At 55.8% G+C, this 23,351-nt stretch carries 16 protein-coding genes; 8 read left to right on the top strand and 8 right to left on the bottom strand.

The genetic code is table 11. The features are described 5' to 3' along the window. Window positions 1-103 precede the first annotated feature (103 nt). The gene (gene aroP, locus V7Q49_RS11690; RefSeq protein WP_333851395.1) at window positions 104-1,474 is read right to left on the bottom strand and encodes an aromatic amino acid transporter AroP; all 1,371 of its coding nucleotides are present in this window, start codon (window positions 1,472-1,474) and stop codon (window positions 104-106) included. Window positions 1,475-2,012: 538 nt separating this feature from the next. On the opposite strand from aroP, the gene pdhR reads away from it, so the two are divergent. The 4 genes from pdhR to lpdA all read left to right on the top strand — a co-directional run bounded on the left by pdhR (window position 2,013) and on the right by lpdA (window position 9,079). Beyond that, a complete protein-coding gene (pdhR, locus tag V7Q49_RS11685; RefSeq protein ID WP_103947083.1) occupies window positions 2,013-2,777 on the top strand; it encodes a pyruvate dehydrogenase complex transcriptional repressor PdhR in 765 nt (254 codons plus the stop codon). 122 nt (window positions 2,778-2,899) lie between these two features. Next, the gene (aceE, locus tag V7Q49_RS11680) at window positions 2,900-5,563 is read left to right on the top strand and encodes a pyruvate dehydrogenase (acetyl-transferring), homodimeric type (RefSeq protein WP_333851391.1); all 2,664 of its coding nucleotides are present in this window, start codon (window positions 2,900-2,902) and stop codon (window positions 5,561-5,563) included. A gap of 14 nt (window positions 5,564-5,577) precedes the next feature. Further along, on the top strand, window positions 5,578-7,479 hold the full coding sequence (gene aceF / locus V7Q49_RS11675; RefSeq protein ID WP_333851389.1) for a pyruvate dehydrogenase complex dihydrolipoyllysine-residue acetyltransferase: 1,902 nt from the start codon (window positions 5,578-5,580) through the stop codon (window positions 7,477-7,479). A gap of 175 nt (window positions 7,480-7,654) precedes the next feature. Next, window positions 7,655-9,079 carry a dihydrolipoyl dehydrogenase gene (gene lpdA, locus V7Q49_RS11670; RefSeq protein WP_333851387.1) on the top strand — a complete coding sequence of 475 codons (1,425 nt, stop codon included), beginning with the start codon at window positions 7,655-7,657 and terminating at the stop codon, window positions 9,077-9,079. 58 nt (window positions 9,080-9,137) lie between these two features. On the opposite strand, the gene V7Q49_RS11665 is transcribed toward lpdA, so the two are convergent. Continuing rightward, complete coding sequence (locus V7Q49_RS11665; RefSeq protein ID WP_333851385.1) at window positions 9,138-9,932, bottom strand: DUF2950 family protein; 795 nt, start codon at window positions 9,930-9,932, stop codon at window positions 9,138-9,140. A gap of 11 nt (window positions 9,933-9,943) precedes the next feature. Then, complete coding sequence (locus V7Q49_RS11660) at window positions 9,944-11,461, bottom strand: DUF3300 domain-containing protein (protein WP_333851383.1); 1,518 nt, start codon at window positions 11,459-11,461, stop codon at window positions 9,944-9,946. A gap of 891 nt (window positions 11,462-12,352) precedes the next feature. Between V7Q49_RS11660 and acnB the strand changes: the two genes are divergently transcribed. Further along, window positions 12,353-14,950 (top strand): bifunctional aconitate hydratase 2/2-methylisocitrate dehydratase, encoded by a 2,598-nt coding sequence (gene acnB / locus V7Q49_RS11655; RefSeq protein ID WP_333851380.1) that lies wholly within the window; start codon window positions 12,353-12,355, stop codon window positions 14,948-14,950. A gap of 193 nt (window positions 14,951-15,143) precedes the next feature. Further along, window positions 15,144-15,506, top strand: coding sequence for a protein YacL (gene yacL / locus V7Q49_RS11650; protein ID WP_106994266.1), 363 nt, complete (start codon window positions 15,144-15,146; stop codon window positions 15,504-15,506). Between the two features lie 30 nt (window positions 15,507-15,536). Here yacL and speD read toward each other — a convergent pair whose 3' ends face one another. The 3 genes from speD to V7Q49_RS11635 all read right to left on the bottom strand — a co-directional run bounded on the left by speD (window position 15,537) and on the right by V7Q49_RS11635 (window position 17,653). Further along, the gene (speD, locus tag V7Q49_RS11645) at window positions 15,537-16,331 is read right to left on the bottom strand and encodes an adenosylmethionine decarboxylase (protein WP_333851378.1); all 795 of its coding nucleotides are present in this window, start codon (window positions 16,329-16,331) and stop codon (window positions 15,537-15,539) included. A gap of 5 nt (window positions 16,332-16,336) precedes the next feature. Continuing rightward, a complete protein-coding gene (gene speE / locus V7Q49_RS11640) occupies window positions 16,337-17,194 on the bottom strand; it encodes a polyamine aminopropyltransferase (protein WP_333851375.1) in 858 nt (285 codons plus the stop codon). A gap of 111 nt (window positions 17,195-17,305) precedes the next feature. Beyond that, a complete protein-coding gene (locus tag V7Q49_RS11635) occupies window positions 17,306-17,653 on the bottom strand; it encodes a YacC family pilotin-like protein (RefSeq protein WP_103178301.1) in 348 nt (115 codons plus the stop codon). A 145-nt stretch (window positions 17,654-17,798) separates the two neighbouring features. Between V7Q49_RS11635 and cueO the strand changes: the two genes are divergently transcribed. Further along, complete coding sequence (gene cueO, locus V7Q49_RS11630; protein ID WP_333851371.1) at window positions 17,799-19,340, top strand: multicopper oxidase CueO; 1,542 nt, start codon at window positions 17,799-17,801, stop codon at window positions 19,338-19,340. A 91-nt stretch (window positions 19,341-19,431) separates the two neighbouring features. On the opposite strand, the gene V7Q49_RS11625 is transcribed toward cueO, so the two are convergent. Continuing rightward, window positions 19,432-21,819, bottom strand: a complete 2,388-nt coding sequence (locus V7Q49_RS11625) for a glucose/quinate/shikimate family membrane-bound PQQ-dependent dehydrogenase (protein ID WP_333851370.1) — start codon at window positions 21,817-21,819, stop codon at window positions 19,432-19,434. A 205-nt stretch (window positions 21,820-22,024) separates the two neighbouring features. Between V7Q49_RS11625 and hpt the strand changes: the two genes are divergently transcribed. Continuing rightward, window positions 22,025-22,561: a hypoxanthine phosphoribosyltransferase gene (hpt, locus tag V7Q49_RS11620; RefSeq protein ID WP_333851369.1), complete on the top strand. Its 537-nt coding sequence runs from the start codon at window positions 22,025-22,027 to the stop codon at window positions 22,559-22,561. A gap of 107 nt (window positions 22,562-22,668) precedes the next feature. Here the strand turns inward: hpt and can are convergent, their stop codons facing one another. Further along, entirely contained in the window at window positions 22,669-23,331 is a 663-nt protein-coding gene (can, locus tag V7Q49_RS11615) for a carbonate dehydratase (RefSeq protein WP_333851367.1), read from the bottom strand. Window positions 23,332-23,351: the final 20 nt, after the last annotated feature.

Raw genomic sequence — 23,351 nt, 5'->3', positions numbered from 1 at the left:
GTTGCAGTATAACGTCGGGGATATGGATAAAATTGCTGTAGACGGGAAAGTGTGAGGAAGGTAACAACCCTCTGCGCCCGCGGGGGCGCAGAGGGGAAGAGCATTAATGCGCTTTTACGGCTTTGGCATTTTTTTCTTTAAACATATAGCCGATGCCGAGGATGACAATCCAGACCGGGATCAGGTAGACCGAAATCGCCATGCCCGGCGTCATCAGCATAATCACCAGTACCGCTGCCATAAAGATCAGGCATACCCAGTTACCCAGCGGGTAGAGCAGGGCAGGGAAGCGCGTTTTCACGCCCTGCTGCTGTTTCGCACGACGGAACTTGATGTGCGCCAGGCTGATCATCGCCCAGTTGATCACCAGCGCGGAGACCACCAGCGCCATCAGCAGACCGAAGGCGGATTCCGGTGCCAGGTAGTTGATCAGCACGCACAGGGCGGTAACGATGGCCGAAACGATAATAGTGTTCACCGGCACGCCGCGCTTATCCACATTGAGCAGCGCTTTCGGAGCGTTGCCCTGCTGAGCCAGGCCGAACAGCATGCGGCTGTTGCAGTAGACGCAGCTGTTATAGACCGACAGGGCCGCAGTCAGTACCACTACGTTCAGAGCGTTGGCCACGAAGGTGTCGCCCAGCTCGTGGAAGATCAGGACAAACGGGCTGGTGTCAGCGGTGACGCGGGTCCACGGCAGCAGGGAGAGCAGCACGGCCAGCGAGCCCACATAGAAGATCAGGATACGGTAGATAACCTGGTTGGTCGCTTTCGGGATGCTCTGTTCCGGGTTGTCTGCTTCAGCGGCGGTGATACCCACCAGCTCCAGACCACCGAAGGAGAACATAATGATCGCCATCATCATCACCAGACCGGTCATGCCGTGCGGCAGGAAGCCGCCCTGATCCCAGAGGTTGCTCACGCTTGCCTGCGGGCCGCCGTTGCCGCTAAACAGCAGCCAGCCGCCGAACAGGATCATCGCCACAACCGCGATAACTTTGATAATGGCGAACCAGAACTCCATTTCACCGAACACTTTCACGTTGGTGAGGTTAATGGCGTTGATCACCACGAAGAAGACCGCCGCGGAGGCCCAGGTCGGGATCTCAGGCCACCAGAACTGGACGTATTTACCGACCGCGGTCAGTTCCGCCATCGCTACCAGCACATACAGCACCCAGTAGTTCCAGCCGGAAGCGAACCCGGCAAAGCTGCCCCAGTATTTATAGGCAAAATGGCTAAAGGAACCGGCGACCGGCTCTTCGACCACCATTTCACCCAGCTGACGCATAATAAGAAAAGCGATAAAACCGGCAATGGCGTAACCCAGAATAATACCCGGACCGGCAGACTGAATAACCGATGCGCTGCCCAGGAACAGGCCGGTACCGATAGCGCCACCGAGAGCGATAAGCTGAATATGGCGGTTTTTAAGGCCGCGCTTCAGCTGATCGCCATGCTGTTGACCATCCATTATGAAACCTCGTGTGTGGTTGTTATGTTCACGCTCTGGCGTGTGTAATTATGAAATTCCATTTCATGTATTTATTAGTTTACGGTTCAATTGGCTGAAATAACCGGATGTGTCTTCCGTATTGGCAAGAATAGTGTTAAGCGACGGCGAATGCACCTGCTTTGTGCGAGGAGAAAGCGAGTTCGAATAAAAAGAAAGCATTTGTAAATCGTCCCGTTTAAGTCCCTTTATCAACCTATAGAATAAAAATGCGCCAGAAGTGGGCGGTTTTTCATTTTTTGCTCCGCTAAATCGGTTCAGATCGCACTTTTCCCCGTTTCATTAAAGTTAAAACTGCCCCTTTGGGGGTAATCAATTCATTTGTGCAGAGTTACATTTTTGAAACGTTATTTCTGTAAGGTTGTTAAAATAAGCAGGGTTTACTGATTTCGGTCAAAACCAATATGGACAGAAGGTGAATACTTTGTTACTTTAGCGATACGAATATGAAATTGGTAAGACCAATTGACTCCGGGCAAAAAGGCGTAAGACAGGGAATATGGCCTACAGCAAAATTCGCCAACCAAAATTATCCGATGTGATTGAACAGCAGCTGGAGTTTTTGATCCTTGAAGGGACCCTGCGCCCCGGTGAAAAACTGCCACCTGAACGCGAACTGGCTAAACAGTTCGACGTTTCCCGTCCCTCGTTGCGTGAGGCGATCCAACGTCTCGAAGCCAAGGGCCTGCTGCTTCGTCGCCAGGGTGGCGGAACCTTTGTGCAAAACAGCCTGTGGCAGAGTTTCAGCGACCCGTTAGTGGAGCTGCTCTCCGACCACCCAGAATCCCAGTTCGATCTGCTTGAGACCCGTCACGCGCTTGAAGGCATCGCGGCTTACTACGCGGCGCTGCGCAGCAACGATGAAGATCGTGAACGCATTCGCGAACTCCATCAGGCCATTGAACGGGCCCAACAGTCCGGCGATCTCGACGCCGAGTCCGACGCCGTCGTCCAGTATCAAATTGCCGTCACAGAAGCAGCCCACAACGTGGTGCTCCTCCATCTGCTACGCTGCATGGAGCCAATGCTTGCCCAGAACGTTCGTCAGAATTTTGAATTGTTGTATGCCCGTCGGGAGATGCTCCCGCTGGTCAGCAACCATCGCACCCGAGTATTCGAGGCGATAATGGCCGGGGAGCCGGAGCAGGCGCGTGAAGCGTCGCACCGTCACCTGGCTTTCATTGAGGAAATCTTGCTGGACCGCAGCCGTGAACAGAGTCGTCGAGAACGTTCACTGCGTCGCATACAGCAACGAAAGGATTAAGCGCCAGTTTTTTTAGAGCGCGGCAACTAAACGCAGAACCTGTCTTATTGTGTTCTTGCCCAAGAATACAATGGGACAGGTTCCAGACAAATCAACGTATTAGATAGATAAGGAATACCCCCATGTCAGAACGTCTCCAAAATGACGTGGATCCGATCGAAACTCGCGACTGGCAACAGGCGATCGAATCGGTCATCCGTGAAGAAGGTGTTGAGCGCGCTCAGTATCTGATTGAACAGATGCTTTCTGAAGCCCGCAAAGGTGGCGTGAAAGTCGCTGCAGGTGCAGGGGCTAACAACTACGTAAACACGATTGCCGTCGAAGACGAACCGGAATACCCGGGCAATCTGGATCTGGAACGCCGCATCCGTTCTGCAATTCGCTGGAACGCCATCATGACCGTTCTGCGTGCGTCCAAAAAAGATCTGGAGCTGGGTGGCCACATGGCTTCCTTCCAGTCTTCTGCAACCGTTTATGAAGTGTGCTTCAACCACTTCTTCCGCGCGCGCACCGAGAAAGACGGCGGCGACCTGGTGTACTTCCAGGGCCACATCTCTCCGGGCGTGTACGCACGTGCGTTCCTGGAAGGTCGTCTGACTGAAGAGCAGATGAACAACTTCCGTCAGGAAGTTCACGGTAAAGGCCTGTCCTCTTATCCGCACCCGAAACTGATGCCAGAATTCTGGCAGTTCCCAACCGTTTCCATGGGTCTGGGTCCAATTGGTGCGATCTATCAGGCTAAGTTCCTGAAATATCTGGAACACCGTGGTCTGAAAGACACCTCCCAGCAGACCGTTTACGCCTTCCTGGGCGACGGCGAGATGGATGAGCCAGAATCTAAAGGTGCGATCACCATCGCGACCCGTGAGAAGCTGGACAACCTGTGCTTCATCATCAACTGTAACCTGCAGCGTCTGGATGGTCCGGTAACCGGTAACGGCAAGATCATCAACGAACTGGAAGGCATCTTCGCAGGTGCTGGCTGGAACGTGATTAAAGTCATGTGGGGCGGTCGTTGGGATGAGCTGCTGCGTAAAGACACCAGCGGTAAGCTGATGCAGCTGATGCAGGAAACTGTTGACGGCGACTACCAGACCTTCAAATCCAAAGACGGTGCCTACGTACGTGAGCACTTCTTCGGTAAATACCCTGAGACCGCAGCGCTGGTTGCAGACTGGACTGACGAGCAGATCTGGGCCCTGAACCGTGGTGGTCACGATCCGAAGAAAGTCTACGCTGCACTGAAAAAAGCGCAGGAAACCAAAGGCAAAGCAACCGTAATCCTGGCTCATACCATTAAAGGGTATGGCATGGGTGACACTGCCGAAGGTAAAAACATCGCGCACCAGGTTAAGAAAATGAACATGGACGGCGTGCGTTATATCCGCGACCGTTTCAACGTTCCAGTGACCGACGAGCAGGTTGAAAACCTCTCTTACATCACCTTCCCGGAAGGCTCTGAAGAGCACACCTATCTGCACGCTCAGCGTCAGAAACTGAACGGCTACCTGCCGTCCCGTCAGGTGAACTTCACCGAGAAACTGGAACTGCCAGCGCTGGAAGACTTCTCTCAGCTGCTGGAAGAGCAGAACAAAGAGATCTCCACCACTATCGCCTTCGTGCGTGCCCTGAACGTGATGCTGAAGAACAAGTCGATCAAAGATCGTCTGGTTCCAATCATCGCTGACGAAGCGCGTACCTTCGGTATGGAAGGTCTGTTCCGTCAGATCGGTATCTACAGCCCGAACGGTCAGCAGTACACCCCGCAGGACCGCGAGCAGGTTGCATACTATAAAGAAGACGAGAAAGGTCAGATCCTGCAGGAAGGTATTAACGAACTGGGTGCCGGCGCATCCTGGCTGGCTGCTGCGACCTCCTACAGCACCAACAACCTGCCGATGATCCCGTTCTACATCTACTACTCCATGTTCGGTTTCCAGCGTATCGGTGACCTGTGCTGGCAGGCTGGCGACCAACAGGCTCGCGGCTTCCTGGTAGGTGGTACTTCCGGTCGTACGACCCTGAACGGTGAAGGTCTGCAGCACGAAGATGGCCACAGCCACATTCAGTCTCTGACTATCCCTAACTGTATCTCTTACGACCCGTCTTACGCGTACGAAGTCGCTGTCATCATGCATGACGGTCTGACCCGTATGTACGGTGAAGCGCAAGAGAACATTTACTACTACATCACCACGCTGAACGAAAACTACCACATGCCGGCGATGCCAGCAGGTGCCGAGGAAGGTATCCGTAAAGGTATCTACAAACTCGAAACCGTTGCAGGTAGCAAAGGTAAAGTTCAGCTGCTGGGCTCCGGTTCTATCCTGCGTCACGTCCGTGAAGCAGCACAGATCCTGGCGAACGACTACGGCGTCGGTTCTGACGTGTACAGCGTAACCTCCTTCACCGAACTGGCGCGTGATGGCCAGGATTGTGAGCGCTGGAACATGCTGCACCCACTGGAAACGCCGCGCGTTCCGTACATCGCTCAGGTGATGAACGACGCTCCAGCGGTAGCTTCTACTGACTATATGAAACTGTTCGCTGAGCAGGTTCGTACTTACGTTCCAGCTGATGATTATCGCGTTCTGGGTACTGACGGCTTCGGTCGTTCTGACAGCCGCGAAAACCTGCGTCACCACTTCGAAGTTGATGCTTCTTATGTGGTAGTAGCAGCACTGGGCGAACTGGCTAAACGTGGCGAAATCGATAAGAAAGTGGTTGCAGACGCAATCACCAAATTCAACATCGATGCAGAAAAAGTTAACCCGCGTCTGGCGTAAGAGGTAAAAGAATAATGGCTATCGAAATCAATGTTCCGGACATCGGGGCTGATGAAGTTGAAATCACCGAGATCCTGGTCAAAGTAGGCGACAAAGTTGAAGCTGAACAGTCGCTGATCACCGTAGAAGGCGACAAAGCCTCTATGGAAGTCCCGTCTCCTCAGGCTGGCATCGTTAAAGAGATCAAAGTCTCTGTTGGCGATAAAACCGAGACCGGCAAACTGATCATGATTTTCGATTCCGCCGACGGTGCAGCAGCTGCTGCACCTGCGCAGGAAGAGAAGAAAGAAGCCGCTCCGGCCGCTGCTGCTCCAGCAGCCGCCGCGGCAGCGAAAGAAGTGAACGTGCCTGACATCGGCGGTGACGAAGTTGAAGTCACTGAGATCCTGGTGAAAGTGGGCGACACCGTTGCGGCTGAGCAGTCCCTCATCACCGTAGAAGGCGACAAAGCCTCTATGGAAGTGCCGGCTCCGTTCGCCGGTACCGTTAAAGAGATCAAGATCAACACCGGCGACAAAGTGTCTACCGGGTCGCTTATCATGATCTTCGAAGTGGCGGGTGCTGCACCTGCTGCCGCGCCAGCACAGGCCGCTGCTCCGGCTCCGGCCGCTGCACCAGCTGCTGCCGGCGGCGCGAAAGACGTTAACGTACCGGACATCGGCGGTGACGAAGTTGAAGTGACCGAAGTGATGGTTAAAGTGGGCGACAAAGTTGCCGCTGAACAGTCACTGATCACCGTTGAAGGCGACAAGGCTTCTATGGAAGTCCCTGCGCCGTTCGCGGGTACCGTTAAAGAGATCAAAATCAGCACCGGCGACAAAGTGTCTACCGGCTCTCTGATCATGGTCTTCGAAGTGGAAGGCGCTGCGCCTGCCGCAGCTCCGGCTGCACCGGCTGCTCCGGCACCTGCTGCTGCACCGGCTCAGGCGTCTAAACCTGCTGCGGCTCCTGCTGCAAAAGCGGAAGGCAAATCTGAGTTCGCTGAAAACGACGCTTACGTCCACGCTACTCCGCTGATTCGTCGCCTGGCGCGCGAGTTCGGTGTAAACCTGGCGAAAGTGAAAGGGACCGGCCGTAAGGGTCGTATCCTGCGCGAAGACGTTCAAACCTACGTAAAAGACGCGGTGAAACGCGCCGAAGCTGCACCTGCTGCAGCCGCTGGCGGCGGTATCCCGGGCATGCTGCCATGGCCGAAAGTGGACTTCAGCAAGTTCGGCGAAATCGAAGAAGTGGAACTGGGCCGCATCCAGAAAATCTCTGGTGCTAACCTGAGCCGTAACTGGGTGATGATCCCGCACGTTACGCACTTCGACAAAACCGATATCACCGATCTGGAAGCGTTCCGTAAACAGCAGAACGCCGAAGCTGAGAAGCGCAAACTGGACGTGAAATTCACCCCAGTGGTCTTCATCATGAAAGCGGTTGCTGCGGCTCTGGAACAGATGCCACGCTTCAACAGCTCCCTGTCCGAAGACGGCCAGAAGCTGACGCTGAAGAAATACATCAACATCGGTGTTGCGGTTGATACGCCAAATGGTCTGGTTGTTCCGGTCTTCAAAGACGTGAACAAGAAGAGCATCACTGAGCTGTCCCGCGAACTGACCGTGATCTCCAAGAAAGCGCGTGACGGTAAGCTGACTGCTGGCGAAATGCAGGGCGGTTGCTTCACCATCTCCAGCATCGGCGGCCTGGGTACGACCCACTTCGCGCCGATTGTTAACGCGCCGGAAGTGGCGATCCTCGGTGTCTCCAAGTCCGCGATGGAGCCAGTGTGGAACGGGAAAGAGTTTACTCCGCGTCTGATGATGCCGATTTCTCTCTCCTTCGACCACCGCGTGATCGACGGTGCTGATGGTGCACGTTTCATCACCATCATCAACAACACCCTGAGCGACATTCGCCGCCTGGTGATGTAATCGAAAAGCCGGCCAATCGGCCGGCTTTTTTCTGGTAACCTCATGCAGTTCGTGAGTTTATTGGCGAAAGCAAAAATTCGTGAGCCGTTTGTTGTTTCAAAATTGTTAACAATTTTGTAAAATGCGAGCGGATAGAACGACCCGGTGGACGACGGGTATAAATTAAGAGGTCATGATGAGCACAGAAATCAAAACTCAGGTCGTAGTACTTGGGGCAGGCCCGGCAGGTTATTCCGCAGCATTCCGTGCCGCGGATTTAGGTCTGGAAACCGTCATCGTAGAACGTTACAGCACCCTCGGCGGTGTTTGTCTGAACGTCGGCTGTATCCCTTCTAAAGCGCTGCTGCACGTAGCCAAAGTTATCGAAGAAGCCAAAGCGCTGGCTGAACACGGTATCGTCTTCGGCGAGCCGAAAACCGATATCGACAAGATTCGTACCTGGAAAGAGAAAGTTATCACTCAGCTGACCGGTGGTCTGGCCGGTATGGCCAAAGGCCGTAAAGTGAAAGTGGTAAACGGTCTGGGTAAATTTACCGGGGCTAACACCCTGGAAGTGGAAGGCGAAAACGGCAAAACCGTGATCAACTTCGACAACGCGATCATCGCGGCGGGCTCCCGTCCGATCGAACTGCCGTTCATTCCACATGAAGATCCACGCGTGTGGGACTCCACCGATGCGCTGGAACTGAAAACCGTTCCTGAACGCCTGCTGGTTATGGGTGGCGGTATCATCGGTCTGGAAATGGGCACCGTATACCATGCGCTGGGTTCACAGATTGACGTGGTTGAAATGTTCGACCAGGTTATCCCGGCTGCTGACAAAGACATCGTTAAAGTCTTCACCAAACGCATCAGCAAGAAATTCAACCTGATGCTGGAAACCAAAGTAACTGCCGTTGAAGCGAAAGAAGACGGTATTTACGTTTCCATGGAAGGCAAAAAAGCCCCTGCAGAAGCGCAGCGTTACGACGCCGTGCTGGTGGCGATCGGTCGTGTGCCGAACGGTAAAAACCTCAATGCCGGCGCAGCGGGCGTGGAAGTTGACGACCGTGGCTTCATCCGTGTTGACAAGCAGCTGCGCACCAACGTGCCGCACATCTTTGCTATCGGCGACATCGTCGGTCAGCCAATGCTGGCGCACAAAGGTGTTCACGAAGGTCACGTTGCCGCAGAAGTTATCGCCGGCATGAAACACTACTTCGACCCGAAAGTGATCCCATCTATCGCGTACACCGAGCCAGAAGTTGCCTGGGTGGGTCTGACCGAGAAAGAAGCGAAAGAGAAAGGCATCAGCTACGAAACCGCCACCTTCCCGTGGGCTGCTTCTGGCCGTGCTATCGCTTCTGACTGCGCAGACGGTATGACCAAACTGATCTTCGACAAAGAAACTCACCGTGTGATCGGTGGTGCGATTGTCGGCACCAACGGCGGCGAGCTGCTGGGTGAGATCGGTCTGGCGATCGAAATGGGCTGTGACGCTGAAGACATCGCGCTGACCATCCACGCTCACCCGACTCTGCACGAGTCTGTTGGCCTGGCGGCAGAAGTGTTCGAAGGCAGCATCACCGACCTGCCAAACGCGAAAGCGAAGAAGAAGTAATTTTCTTCCGGCATGAAAAAAGCGGCTCCTGAGCCGCTTTTTTTTATCCTGCCAAACCCTACTGCGCCACAAGCTGCCAGCGATCGTCCGGGTTAAAGGTCGGCATCGCTTTCGCTTCCTCCGCTGACTTCTCGCCCAGATTGGCCTGCCACACCCGATCCTCACCGTTAATCATAAAGCTCATCACCCCGGTCTCGCCGTAGCTTACCGGCCAGGCGATCATCGCGAAGCCTGATTTGCTGTCCGGCAGGATGCGGAAATGGTAGCCGTGATACCCCTGACCTGGCTCTTTGGGGCTGAAGGCCGGGCCGAGCGGGCTGGGTGCTTCACCGGGTTTTACCGGCCAGTAGAGCCCATCTTTTTTGCCCGCGCTGCTGACAATTTTCTGCGCATACTGGGTGGTGAGGGCGTAATAGCTCTCCTGCGCATCCACGTAGGCGTGCAGCGCCTCGATGGCGGCCAGTTCATTGCGGCCCACTTCGCGATTGAGGATCTCCTCTTTGGCTTCCTGCATGTCGAACTGCCAGCCCTCGGCGCGTTTCACCACCGGGATCGGCAGCTGCCAGTGGTACTCGCCTACGGTGAGCCAGGCCATATCGCCGTCGATCACCGTGTTATGGTTCACCTGCCAGTCGCGCTTAAAGCGATCCACCGCTTCCGGATCAACGCCATCGGAGGGTAAAAAGGTGCGCCAGTCTTCGCCGAGCAGGTTGCCGAGCTCCTTGTCGTTCTGCTCGTTGATGGCTTTCGCCAGCGCATCGGTCGCCTGTTCAGGCGTGCTGAAATGTTGTTGGGCAAAGACGCCGGTCGATACCATGAACAACATCATTCCGCTGAGTAATTTACTTTTCATGGTCGTCTCCCTTAACGATGACGTAATTCACGGTGTTCACCGCCGCCCCGGCGTTCAGACATCTGTGCTCTGCCGCCGCTGCGCTGTTCCAGATTACGGGTCGACTGCTGACGGCTCTGCATTCCGCGCTGCTGCTGCGCCTGCCAGTTGGCCGAGCGGCTGTCGTTGCCGCTGAGGGCGTTGGCCCGCTGATGCGTCTGCGTTGCCCGCTGCCGGGTCTGCTCGGTGCGCTGCTGCGGCTGCGGCTTGCGGGCGGTCTCCTGACGGGCCGCCGTACGCGGGGTGTTGTTTTCACGTTTTGCGGCTTGCGGACGATCGTTGTCGTACCCCCGGTAGTTATTGCGCTGGGAGATTTGATTCAGCTGCTGGTTTGCCGCCTGGCGCTGGGCGTCGCGGTTGACAGTCCCTTGCGGCGCTGTGAGGCTGGTGTTAGCGGTCCGGCGCTCCGCAGTGTTGTTCTGCGGATAGCGGTTATTCAGCTGGCTGGTGGCGTAGGGCACGCCGCCGCGATAGGCCGGATTATGCTGCCAGCCGCGGTTGGCATCGGTCAGCCGCTCACCGCTGATTTTATTGAAGTTGTCCACGTTGATATTGATGTTGTTATCGCCATTACGCGAATAGCCGCCGTGGTGATCCCCGTCATGATGGTCATGATGGTCATGATCCCAGTCGTCATCGTCATCCCAGTCGATATTGCTGAAGATGGCGTAGGTCGTGGCCACCCCGAGGCTGAAGCCCAGTCCTTTGACCAAGCTGTCGGTAAACTGCTCCCCCGGAGGCGGCGGCAGATAGACCGGCGGGTAACTGGTGTTAGGCCAGGTGCCGTAAACCGTGCTGGGGTTGTAGGTCGGGACATATACCACCTGCGGATCGGCAGATTCAATCTTGATCACCGTTGGGGCAGGGGCTGATGTCGACGTTGAGGTTGAGGTCGAAGAGGAGGCTTTTGCCGGTGCGGTTTTCGCGACCGTGGTCACCGTCTGCTGTGGGGTCGATTGCAGCGCGCCGGTCTGCTGCGCCAGCAGGCGTAAGCGCTGAACGGAGTCCATCACATCCTTTGGCTGGGCGAGAAACGCGTCGCCGAGATTTTGCACCCAGGGCGGGTTTTCCCCCATCAGCGACATCAGCTGCGGGAAGGCGACCAGCGACTTCACGCTCGGATCCCAGGGTTGCCCCGCCACGGCCTGAACCGCCGCATCCCCCTGCATACGAGGGTTATCCCGCGACCACTGGGCCGCCTGTATCACGTTCGCCGGATAGGTGGCGGCCATCAATACTTGCGACAGCAGCGCGTCAGGGTAGAGGGCGACAGGTGCCACCCACTGATCGATTTGCGCTGCGGTGTAGGCCACCGGCACCTGAGGTGCAACCGCCGGGGCGGTTTGCGCTGTCGGCGCGGGCTGAACGGGTGGAGGTGGCTGAGTGATAGTGTCCGTGGCGCGGCTATTCACGTAGACAACGCCAGAGGCGGCTAACAGCCCGGCGCTACATATGAGAGCAAGCAGATGAGGCTTAAGGGGCAACTTCATAATAAGACTCCGACGAGAGCGAGGCCGTAAGGCGTTTACGTTGCCGCGAGTATATGCACCCGGGTATTACTTTTTTGACTTAAACTGGGAACCGGACTAAATGTCCGGGAAAAGAGTATGAGCAGTTATTACACAAATTATATCCGATGGTGCGTAAGCCGTTGGGGTATTCAAATGGCCGCTCTTGCGAGCGGCCAGCAGCTAGTTGCCGAGGTTAATGACAAACAGCACTGTAATGTCGGATATACTCCAGCCACCGTGCAGTGCCGTCAGCAATAAACCGATCACAACGATCAGCGTACAGAATCGCATCTCCATTGCGAGCGTTCCTTTGCAGGCTACGCGGGTTCATTCTTCACCGGGAAAGGCAGAACCAGGCAAATTGGGACTTTGCCACGTAGGTTACGGAACTGCTCCCAGGCCCGGTGACTGGTTGCTACACCAGCGAAGCAGGCCGATAAAAACAATAGCGTATTCATGCTGAGCTCAGAAGCGGGAAGAGCTAATTACATGCGGTTTCATACGAAACTGGATAAAGCTACGCAAAAGGAAACTTCTAGGTTGCAAGTGAACAGACTTGGGAGCAAAATCAGTTTCGTTGGGACTTTGCCGCAAATCTGCCAACCCGGTGTGCTACCACCGCAAGGCAACAAAATAACCGCTTCAGGGCGGTTTTTTTGTGTCCGAAATTCTTCCCGCCTCGCCGCTACACCATGCTTAACGATTCAGCAAACAATTTAATGTTGCTTTTTTGTAAACGGATTAACACTGTCTGAAAATCCTGCTATGCTGCCCGACGCGGTATCGGGCATTTACCCTACAAACTGCTGTCTCACAGGAGCGTGAAGAGAACGCCGGCCGCATATGACAATGAGAGCGAGGAGAACCGTCGTGCTAGAAGAATACCGTAAGCACGTAGCAGAACGTGCCGCCGAGGGGATTGTACCGAAACCCTTAGATGCTACCCAGATGGCTGGGCTCGTCGAGCTGCTGAAGAATCCGCCTAAAGGCGAAGAAGAATTCCTGTTAGATCTGTTGATCAACCGTGTACCGCCAGGCGTCGATGAAGCCGCCTACGTTAAGGCCGGTTTCCTTGCTGCGATTGCCAAAGGCGACGCAACCTCCCCACTGGTTACCCCTGAAAAAGCGATTGAACTGCTCGGCACCATGCAGGGTGGTTATAACATTCATCCGCTGATTGATGCGCTGGACAGCAACACGCTGGCACCGATTGCCGCCAAAGCCTTGTCCCATACGCTGCTGATGTTCGATAACTTCTACGACGTCGAAGAGAAAGCGAAAGCGGGCAACAGCTACGCGAAGCAGGTCATGCAGTCCTGGGCTGATGCCGAATGGTTCCTGAGTCGCCCTGCGCTGGCGGAAAAAATGACCGTCACCGTCTTCAAAGTGACTGGCGAAACTAACACTGATGACCTCTCTCCGGCGCCGGATGCCTGGTCACGCCCGGATATCCCACTGCACGCCCTGGCGATGCTGAAAAACGCCCGTGAAGGCATTGATCCGGATCAGCCGGGTGCTGTCGGCCCGATCAAGCAGATCGAAGCGCTGCAGCAGAAAGGTTTCCCGCTGGCTTACGTGGGTGACGTTGTGGGAACCGGTTCTTCCCGTAAATCCGCAACTAACTCCGTGCTGTGGTTTATGGGCGATGATATCCCTCACGTGCCGAACAAGCGCGGTGGCGGCCTGTGCCTCGGCGGCAAAATTGCCCCTATCTTCTTCAACACCATGGAAGATGCTGGCGCCCTGCCAATCGAAGTGGACGTGAATAACCTGAACATGGGCGACGTGATTGACGTTTACCCGTTCAAAGGCGAAGTGCGTAACCACGAAACCAACGAACTGCTGGCGAGCTTCGAGCTGAAAACCGACGTGCTGATCGACGAAGTGCGTGCCGGTGGCCGTATCCCGCTGATCATCGGCCGTGGCCTGACCACCAAAGCGCGTGAAGCGCTGGGTCTGCCGCACAGCGACGTATTCCGTCAGGCGAAAGACGTGGCGGAAAGCGACCGTGGTTACTCCCTGGCGCAGAAAATGGTTGGCCGCGCATGCGGCGTAGCCGGTATCCGTCCGGGTGCCTACTGCGAGCCTAAGATGACCTCCGTGGGCTCTCAGGACACCACCGGTCCAATGACCCGTGATGAACTGAAAGACCTGGCGTGTCTGGGCTTCTCGTCAGACCTGGTGATGCAGTCCTTCTGCCACACCGCGGCCTATCCGAAGCCGGTTGACGTCACTACGCACCACACGCTGCCAGACTTCATCATGAACCGCGGCGGTGTCTCTCTGCGTCCGGGCGATGGCGTTATCCACTCGTGGCTGAACCGTATGCTGCTGCCGGATACCGTCGGTACCGGTGGTGACTCCCACACCCGTTTCCCGATTGGGATCTCCTTCCCGGCGGGCTCCGGCCTGGTGGCCTTTGCCGCTGCGACCGGCGTGATGCCGTTGGACATGCCGGAATCCGTTCTGGTGCGTTTCAAAGGCAAAATGCAGCCGGGCATCACCCTGCGTGACCTGGTGCATGCGATCCCGCTGTACGCTATCAAACAGGGTCTGCTGACCGTTGAGAAGAAAGGCAAGAAGAACATCTTCTCTGGCCGCATCCTCGAGATCGAAGGTCTGCCGGATCTGAAAGTGGAGCAGGCGTTCGAGCTGACCGATGCCTCCGCTGAGCGTTCCGCTGCGGGCTGTACCATCAAGCTGAACCAGGCGCCGATCGAAGAGTACCTGACCTCCAACATCGTGCTGCTGAAGTGGATGATTGCAGAAGGCTACGGCGACCGTCGTACCCTGGAGCGTCGTATTCAGGGCATGGAGAAATGGCTGGCGGATCCACAGCTGCTCGAAGCCGATGCTGACGCAGAATATGCGGCGGTGATCGACATCGAGCTGGCTGACATCAAAGAGCCAATCCTGTGTGCACCGAACGATCCGGACGACGCGCGTCCGCTGTCTGCAGTGCAGGGTGAAAAAATCGACGAAGTGTTCATCGGTTCCTGCATGACCAACATCGGTCACTTCCGTGCTGCCGGTAAACTGCTGGATACCCATAAAGGCCAGTTGCCAACCCGTCTGTGGGTGGCGCCGCCAACCCGTATGGATGCGGCGCAGCTGACCGAAGAGGGCTACTACAGCGTGTTTGGTAAGAGCGGGGCGCGTATCGAAATTCCTGGCTGTTCCCTGTGTATGGGTAACCAGGCACGTGTTGCCGACGGTGCGACGGTAGTGTCTACGTCTACCCGTAACTTCCCGAACCGCTTAGGGACCGGTGCAAACGTCTTCCTGGCTTCTGCGGAGCTGGCGGCAGTTGCGGCGCTGATTGGCAAACTGCCAACGCCGGAAGAGTACCAGACCTTCGTGGCGCAGGTGGATAAGACGGCGGTGGATACCTATCGCTATCTGAACTTCGACCAGCTCTCTCAGTACACCGAGAAGGCTGACGGGGTTATCTTCCAGACGGCAGTGTAAACAGCAAAACCGTCTCTTCGGAGACGGTTTTTAGTGTTTGTTCCCTCTCCCTGTGGGAGAGGACCAGGGTGAGGGCATCAGACCGCAGGGTCTTGCTCTCACCTTTTTTATTTTCATTCCTTCCACGCGTTCCGCTTTTTTTCTTCCTCCGGGCTGCGATAATTACTGCAAGGGCTTTGCAGAGGAAAATACTATGGATTACGAATTTCTGCGTGATATCACCGGCGTGGTGAAAGTGCGTATGTCGATGGGCCATGAAGTGGTCGGTCACTGGTTCAATGAGGAAGTGAAAGAGAACCTGAGCCTGCTCGATGAAGTGGAACAGGCTGCGCGCACGGTTAAAGGCAGTGAACGATCCTGGCAACGCACCGGGCATGAATACACATTGTGGATGGATGGCGAAGAGGTCATGGTTCGCGCCAACCAGCTGGAGTTTTCCGGTGACGAGATGGAAGAGGGGATGAACTACTACGATGAAGAGAGCCTGTCGCTGTGCGGCGTGGAAGATTTCCTTCAGGTGGTGGCGGCCTACCGCGATTTCATGAAACAGAAGTAATATCCGGAGCGTCCCTGCTCCATACGCATCCTATACGGCCGGAATGTTGCGGCCGTAATAAATTTCGCGCATCTCTTTCCACAGCAGGTCAGTAATGACCTTGCGCTCATCTTCGCTTAAATCTTCTGGCCGGGTATGGAACATGTAGTGCTTAAGGTCGAATTCCTTCAGCAGCATCTTGGTATGGAAGATATTTTCCTGATAGACGTTCACATCCACCATGTCATACAGCGATTTCATATCGTCAGACATGAAGTTCTGAATCGAGTTAATTTCATGATCGATAAAGTGCTTCATGCCGTTGATATCACGGGTAAAGCCGCGCACGCGGTAATCAATGGTCACGATGTCTGACTCAAGTTGATGAATTAAGTAATTCAGCGCGTTAAGGGGCGAAATCACACCGCAGGTCGATACTTCAATATCGGCGCGGAAAGTACATAGCCCGCCTTCCGGGTGGCTCTCCGGGTAGGTGTGCACGCAGATATGACTCTTATCGAGATGGGCTACCACCGCTTCCGGCAGCGGGCCGGGGCGCTCGGTGTGGTCGATAAGCGTGGGGTCAACCGGCTCTTCGCTGACCAGAATGGTGACGCTGGCACCCTGGGGTTCATAATCCTGACGGGCGATATTCAGGATGTTGGCGCCGATAATAGAGCAGGTTTCTGACAGGATCTCGGTCAGTCGGTTGGCGTTATAGAGTTCATCGATATAGGCGATATAACCATCGCGCTCTTCCGCCGTTTTCACATAGCAGATATCGTAAATACAAAAACTCAGGCTTTTGGTCAGGTTGTTAAAGCCATGCAGTTTAAGCTTTTTCAATTCATTCACCCCCTAAGAGCATCCTGCAAATATTGCGGCAAGGCAAAGGCTGCGGTATGGACGGCCGGATTGTAATAACGGCAGGTCAGATTGGCGTGCTGGAAGCGCGCCTGAATGATGCCGGTAGAGAGATGGCGCAGGGCTTCATTATCCGTCGCCCACGCAAAGGTCATCACGCCGCCGTAGTAGGTCGGGATCGCCGCCTGGTAGAAGCTCACATCGGTAAAGTAATGGCTCAGCTTACGGTGGCTGTCGAGGGCCTCATCCTGCTGCAGGAAGCAGACGCCGTTCTGGGCGACAAAGACCCCGCCAGGGTTCAGGCAGCGTTTGCAGCCCTCATAGAACGCCGAGGTAAACAGACTCTCGCCCGGCCCAATCGGATCGGTGCAATCGGAGATGATCACATCAAAGGTCTGCGTCGTCTGGTTAACAAAATTGACGCCGTCGTCGATCACCAGTGTGAAGCGCGGATCGTCGTAGCTTCCGGCATTGTGATTGGGCAGATACTGGCGGCAGAAGGAGACGACGCCGGCGTCGATCTCTACCATGGTGATGCTTTCAATGGTTTTGTGGCGGGACACTTCACGCAGCATCGCGCCGTCGCCGCCGCCGATGATCAGCACATGTTTCGCATTGCCGTGGGCCAGCAGCGGGACGTGGGTCATCATCTCATGATAGATGAATTCATCACGCTCGGTGGTTTGCACCACGCCATCCAGCGCCATCACCCGGCCAAAGGCCGCGTTTTCGAAAATGATCAGATCCTGATGATCGGTTTTCTCATGATAGAGCACGTTATCAATGGCAAAGTACTGTCCAAACTGGTCATGCAGCGTTTCATGCCACATTTTCTTTTCGGCCATGGGATGATACCTCCTTTGTTAACACCCGGTTAAAACGGGCGAAACATCATAGCTAACAATGACCGTGGTTGCACGGTCATCCATTCAGCAAAAGGGCATCGGGAGGGGGAGTTACTTAACGTAGGCGAGCAGGCTCAGCGAGTCGCGAGCCAGGGCTTTACATTTTTTTGCTGTAGGAATGCCGATGCCGCTGAGATCGCGGTAGCTGTCTTCACCGAGGGTTTTCATATCGAAACTGTCGTAGTTGCTCAGATCCCACTGGTTCTGTTGCGCAAAGAAGACCAGCGCGCGACGAATCTGACCGTTAGGTAAATTCTGGTAGCCACAGTCGTTTTTCAGGAATACAAACACCGCTGTTAAATCCGCCATATCTTCGGCTTCATTTTCACTCAGCGCATAGCTGTTTGCGCAACTTATCATCAGGGTGCTGAACAGGATTGTTCGGAAAAACGTCTTCATTGCTTCTACCAATACGTCACGGAAATTCAACGTTAGCATAATTCCCGCCGGTGCGACGATCTTTATTATCGCCGCTTTTCTTGACCTTCCGGCAAGGGGAGGGTTTATGCTCATGACATCGCCTGCTGCGAATAAGGAGATGAACATGCAACGCCGTGATTTTTTAAAATATTCTGCCGCGCTGGGTATTGCCAGTGCGTTACCGCTGTGGAGTCGCGCCGCTTTTGCGGCCGAGCGTCCCGTTCTGCCGATCCCCGATTTACTTACTCCCGATGCGCGTAATCAGGTGAACCTGGTGGTGCAGGCGGGCAAGACGACCTTTGGGCCGCACACCGCCACCACCTGGGGCTACAACGGCACTCTGCTGGGCCCGGCCCTGCAGCTGCGCAAGGGAAAAGCCCTGACCGTTAACATCCACAATACGCTCAATGAAGAGACTACCGTCCACTGGCACGGTCTGGAGGTGCCGGGCGAAGTAGACGGAGGCCCGCACGGCATCATTAAACCCGGCGGCCAGCGGACGGTGACCTTTACCCCGGAGCAGCGGGCGGCTACCTGCTGGTTCCACCCCCATCAGCACGGGAAAACCGGGCACCAGGTGGCGATGGGGCTCGCCGGGCTGGTGTTAATTGAGGATGACGAAAGCCGCCTGCTGCGCCTGCCAAAGCAGTGGGGCATCGACGATGTGCCGGTGATCGTACAGGACAAAAAGTTCACCCCCGACGGGCAGATCGATTATCAGCTGGATGTGATGAGCGCCGCGGTGGGCTGGTTTGGCGACACGCTGCTGACCAACGGTGCGGTTTACCCGCAGCATAATGCCCCGAAAGGCTGGCTGCGCCTGCGTCTGCTCAACGGCTGTAACGCCCGGTCGCTTAACTTTGCCGCCAGCGACAAACGTCCGCTGTACGTGGTTGCCAGCGACGGGGGGCTGCTGGCGGAGCCGGTGAAAGTGACCGAACTGCCGATGCTGATGGGCGAACGTTTTGAGGTGCTGGTGGATATCAGCGACGGCAAGGCGTTTGACCTGCTGACGCTGCCGGTGAGCCAGATGGGGATGGCCGTTGCGCCGTTCGATAAGCCGCAGCCGGTACTGCGCATTCAGCCGCTCCTGGTGACTGCTTCCGGCGAGCTGCCGGACACGCTGGTCAACGTACCGGCTCTGCCGTCACTGGAGGGGCTGACCCAGCGGAAGCTGCAGCTGTCGATGGATCCGATGCTCGATATGATGGGCATGCAGGCGTTAATGAAGAAGTACGGCCACCAGGCCATGGCGGGCATGGATCATGGCCAGATGGATCACGGCAAGATGGGCGGGATGGATCACAGCATGCACGGGTTCGATTTCCGTAACGGCAACCGGATTAACGGCCAGGCCTTCGATATGGACACGCCGCAGTTCGCGGCCACCAAAGGGCAGCATGAGCGCTGGTTGATCTCCGGGGAAGGGGACATGATGCTGCATCCGTTCCATATTCACGGCACCCAGTTCCGCATCTTGTCGGAAAACGGCAAAGCGCCAGCGGTGCATCGCGCGGGCTGGAAGGATACGGTACGCGTTGAGGGCGGGGTGAGCGAGGTGTTAGTGAAGTTCGATCATGACGCGCCGAAAGAGTATGCCTACATGGCGCACTGCCATCTGCTGGAGCATGAAGATACGGGGATGATGTTGGGGTTCACAGTATAAAAAAAGCCCGGTGGCGCTACGCTTACCGGGCCTACGTGAGCTCGAACTGTAGGCCGGGTAAGGCGAAGCCGCCACCCGGCTTTTTTGTTACTTACTTCTCGTCAGGCAACGCGTAGGCAACAATATAGTCGCCCATCTTGGTGCCAAACGAACCGTGACCACCCGCGGAGATCACCACAAACTGCTTACCATTGGCCTCATAGGTCATTGGCGTGGCTTGCCCACCGGCTGGCAGACGACCCTGCCACAGTTTTTCACCATTGCTCATGTTGTATGCGCGCAGGTAGTTGTCGGCAGTCGCGCCAATAAACAGCACGTTACCGGCGGTGGAGATTGGGCCACCCAGCATCGGCATACCCATATTGAACGGCACCGGAATCGGCATCGGGAACGGCATGCTGTCCTGTGGCGTACCAATACGTTTTTTCCAGACAACCTGATTGGTTTTCAGATCCAGCGCGGAGATATAACCCCAGGCAGGCTGTTTACACGGCAGGCCAAATGGAGAGAGGAACGGGTTCAGCGTCACGCCAAACGGCACGCCGTACTGCGGCTGAATACCGGACTCAGTACCCGTACCCTGCGCGTCTTTAGGCTGTTCCATCGGGTTGCCCGGGCCGCGAGGGATCAGTTTTGAAACAAACGGCAGCGCCATCGGGTTAGCAATCGCCACCTGACGGTTTGGATCCACGGAGATACCGCCCCATTCGAACATCCCCAGGTTACCCGGGAATACCAGCGTGCCCTGCTCGGACGGTGGCGTGAAGATGCCTTCATAGCGCATCTGGTGGAACATCACGCGGCATACCAGCTGGTCAAACATAGTGGCGCCCCACATGTCTGCCCCGCTGAGATCTTTCTTCGGACGGAAGCTCAGATCGGAGAACGGCTGGGTTTTGGTGACGTAGTCGCCTTTCGCCGCGCCCTGCGGAACCGGTTTTTCCGGTGCCGGCACGACCAGCTGGCCATTACGACGATCCAGCACGAAGATATTACCGGTTTTCGCCGGGGCGTAGATCACCGGTACGGACTGGCCGTTAACGGTGATATCAGCCAGCGTCGGCTGGGACGGCATATCCATATCCCACAGATCGTGGTGAACGGTCTGGTAGCTCCACGCCAGTTTTCCGGTGGTCGCGTTCAGCGCCACGATGGAGCTGGCGTAACGCTCCTGCTCCGGCGTGCGGTTGCCACCCCAGATATCCGGCGTGGTCACGCCCATCGGCAGGTAGACCAGGTCCAGCTTCGCGTCATAGGCCGCAGGTGCCCACGAGTTCGGCGAGTTGAAGGTGAAGGTGTGCTCATCCGACGGGATAGCGTTTGGATCTTTCGCACCCGGGTCAAAGGCCCACAGCAGTTTACCGGTGTTGACGTCAAAACCACGGATGACGCCGGAGGTTTCGCGGGTAGAGAAGTTATCCGTTACCGAACCGGCGATCACGATGGTTTTATCGGTGATGATCGGTGGTGAGGTTGGCTCATACAGACCCGGCGTTTGATCCGGCATGTTGGTCTGCAGATTCAGCACGCCTTTGTTGGCAAAGGTTTCGCACGGCTTGCCGGTCTCGGCGTTAAGCGCGAACAGACGACCATCGTTCACCGGCAGCATGATGCGGCGAGGACAATCGGCAACCACCTCAGGGCTGGCATTATCGGCACGCGCTTCGTGGTAAGAGACGCCACGACAGGTCACGTGCTGGAAAGAGGGGGTAGAGTTGAGCTGGGGATCGAAGTGCCACTTCTCTTTACCGGTTGCCGCATCCAGCGCGAACAGACGCTGGTGTGCAGTACACAGGTAGAGCATGTTGCCCACTTTGATCGGCGTGACTTCATTGGTCACTTCGCCGGAGTCATTCTCTCTTTTCAGGTCGCCGGTACGGAACACCCAGGCCTCTTTCAGCTTATGCACGTTATCGGCATTAATCTGCTTCAGCGGGGAGTAGCGTTGGCCTTCCTGATTACGTCCGTAAGCAGGCCAGTCGGCATCTGCCACTTCGGAGATCGGGGCGGCAGGTGTGGCGTCGGCATTCAGCGTGCCTTTCACCTCCTGCGGATCGTTAAAGCCAGCCCAGGTCAGGATCCCGCCGCTGATCAGCAGCGCCACGACCAGCGCGGTAACCGCACCGCCGGAGCGCACGAACAGACGACGCCAGACGAAGGGCAGGATCAGCCAGATACCGAAGAAGACCAGGATATCGCTGCGTGGGGTCAGAGCCCAGAAGTCGAAACCGACCTCCCAGACGCCCCAGATCATCGTGGCAAGCAGCAGGGCAGCATAAAGCCACAGTGCCGATTGTTTACTGCGCCATAACATCACGGCGACGCCCAGCATCACTACGCCAGCAATCGGGTAGTACCAGGAGCCGCCAATTGCCACCAGCCAGACGCCACCTATTAACAGGTAGAGCCCGCATAAGGCTGCGAACAGCGCTGTTAGCTTCACGAGTAACCGTGAATGTTGAACTTTTGTTTCCGCCATAAAAAGTACTCTTTAAGTTTGTTAATTTTTTGATAGCAATTAAGTATAGGACTTAACAAGTGTGATCGGAATCACAAATCTGGCTTTTATGAACGGACGCGCCAGGAAGATCCATTTGCTGGTATACTTCAGGGCTTATGTAGCGATGCCGGACGCGAACACGTCGGCATTGAGAAATTCGTTATAAAAACATACGGTTAGTAAAATGAAACATACTGTTGAAGTGATGATCCCGGAAGCGGAGATCAAAGCGCGTATCGCCGAACTCGGTCGTCAGATCACCGAACATTATAAAGACAGCGGCAGCGAGATGGTGCTGGTGGGTCTGTTACGCGGTTCCTTCATGTTTATGGCCGATCTCTGCCGCGAAGTGCAGGTCTCCCATGAAGTCGATTTTATGACCGCCTCCAGCTATGGCAGCGGTATGTCGACCACTCGTGATGTTAAAATTCTCAAAGACCTGGATGAAGACATTCGCGGCAAAGATGTTCTGATTGTTGAAGACATCATCGACTCCGGGAATACCCTGTCGAAGGTGCGCGAAATTCTCAGCCTGCGTGGCCCTAAATCGCTGGCGATCTGTACCCTGCTGGATAAACCTGAGCGCCGTGAAGTGCAGGTTCCCGTAGAGTATGTTGGCTTCTCGATTCCGGACGAATTCGTGGTGGGCTACGGCATTGACTACGCTCAGCGCTATCGTCACCTGCCGTATGTTGGCAAAGTGGTGCTGCTGGACGAATAAGGTAGGTTGGGTGCGGCCTGATGCCCTCACCCCGGCCCTCTCCCACGGGAGAGGGAGAACACCGTAGGCCGGGTAAGGCGACGCCGCCACCCGGCTTTTTTACAGGCTTATTTGTGATTATCGTGCTTCTGGGTGAGGTTAGAGACGCCCCGACGGTAGCGCTGCTCCAGGGTTTCCCGGTTGGTGGCGGTGACTTCCAGATCGCGCAGCAGGCCATCGTGAATACCGTACGCCCAGCCGTGAATCGTCACTTTTTGCCCGCGTTTCCAGGCCGACTGCATAATGGTGGAGTGGCCCAGGTTGTATACTTGCTCCATCACGTTCAGTTCACACAGGGTATCCAGGCGACGCTCCTGCGGCATTTGCCCCAGCAGTGAGCTATGTTTGAACCAGATATCACGGATGTGCAGCAGCCAGTTGTCGATAAGGCCCAGCTCAGGGTTTTCAACCGCCGCCTGGACGCCGCCGCAGCCGTAGTGGCCGCAAATAATGATGTGTTCCACTTCCAGCACGTCAACCGCGTACTGCACCACGGACAGGCAGTTCAGGTCGGTGTGGATCACCAGGTTTGCGACGTTACGGTGAACAAAGAGTTCGCCCGGTTCGAGGCCAGTCAGACGTTCAGCGGGAACGCGGCTGTCGGAACATCCAATCCACAGAAAGCGTGGTTTCTGCGCCTGTGACAGTTTCTCAAAAAATCCGGAATCTTCTTCCAGCAGCATCTTTGACCATAGTGCGTTATTGCTGATGAGTGTATCTATGTCATTCATGGAGATAAACGGCCTGTAAC

This window comes from Leclercia sp., from assembly GCF_036780805.1.
Classification (GTDB): Bacteria; Pseudomonadota; Gammaproteobacteria; order Enterobacterales; family Enterobacteriaceae; genus Enterobacter.
This window is presented reverse-complemented; position numbering and strand designations above follow the sequence as displayed.

What these genes read in the sequence shown, in the direction of transcription:
- aroP (WP_333851395.1), bottom strand. Translation starts at nt 1,474, where the DNA reads ATGGATGGTCAACAGCATGGCGATCAGCTGAAGCGCGGCCTTAAAAAC.
- pdhR (WP_103947083.1), top strand. Translation starts at nt 2,013, where the DNA reads ATGGCCTACAGCAAAATTCGCCAACCAAAATTATCCGATGTGATTGAA.
- aceE (WP_333851391.1), top strand. Translation starts at nt 2,900, where the DNA reads ATGTCAGAACGTCTCCAAAATGACGTGGATCCGATCGAAACTCGCGAC.
- aceF (WP_333851389.1), top strand. Translation starts at nt 5,578, where the DNA reads ATGGCTATCGAAATCAATGTTCCGGACATCGGGGCTGATGAAGTTGAA.
- lpdA (WP_333851387.1), top strand. Translation starts at nt 7,655, where the DNA reads ATGAGCACAGAAATCAAAACTCAGGTCGTAGTACTTGGGGCAGGCCCG.
- V7Q49_RS11665 (WP_333851385.1), bottom strand. Translation starts at nt 9,932, where the DNA reads ATGAAAAGTAAATTACTCAGCGGAATGATGTTGTTCATGGTATCGACC.
- V7Q49_RS11660 (WP_333851383.1), bottom strand. Translation starts at nt 11,461, where the DNA reads ATGAAGTTGCCCCTTAAGCCTCATCTGCTTGCTCTCATATGTAGCGCC.
- yacL (WP_106994266.1), top strand. Translation starts at nt 15,144, where the DNA reads ATGGATTACGAATTTCTGCGTGATATCACCGGCGTGGTGAAAGTGCGT.
- speE (WP_333851375.1), bottom strand. Translation starts at nt 17,194, where the DNA reads ATGGCCGAAAAGAAAATGTGGCATGAAACGCTGCATGACCAGTTTGGA.
- V7Q49_RS11635 (WP_103178301.1), bottom strand. Translation starts at nt 17,653, where the DNA reads ATGAAGACGTTTTTCCGAACAATCCTGTTCAGCACCCTGATGATAAGT.
- cueO (WP_333851371.1), top strand. Translation starts at nt 17,799, where the DNA reads ATGCAACGCCGTGATTTTTTAAAATATTCTGCCGCGCTGGGTATTGCC.
- V7Q49_RS11625 (WP_333851370.1), bottom strand. Translation starts at nt 21,819, where the DNA reads ATGGCGGAAACAAAAGTTCAACATTCACGGTTACTCGTGAAGCTAACA.
- hpt (WP_333851369.1), top strand. Translation starts at nt 22,025, where the DNA reads ATGAAACATACTGTTGAAGTGATGATCCCGGAAGCGGAGATCAAAGCG.
- can (WP_333851367.1), bottom strand. Translation starts at nt 23,331, where the DNA reads ATGAATGACATAGATACACTCATCAGCAATAACGCACTATGGTCAAAG.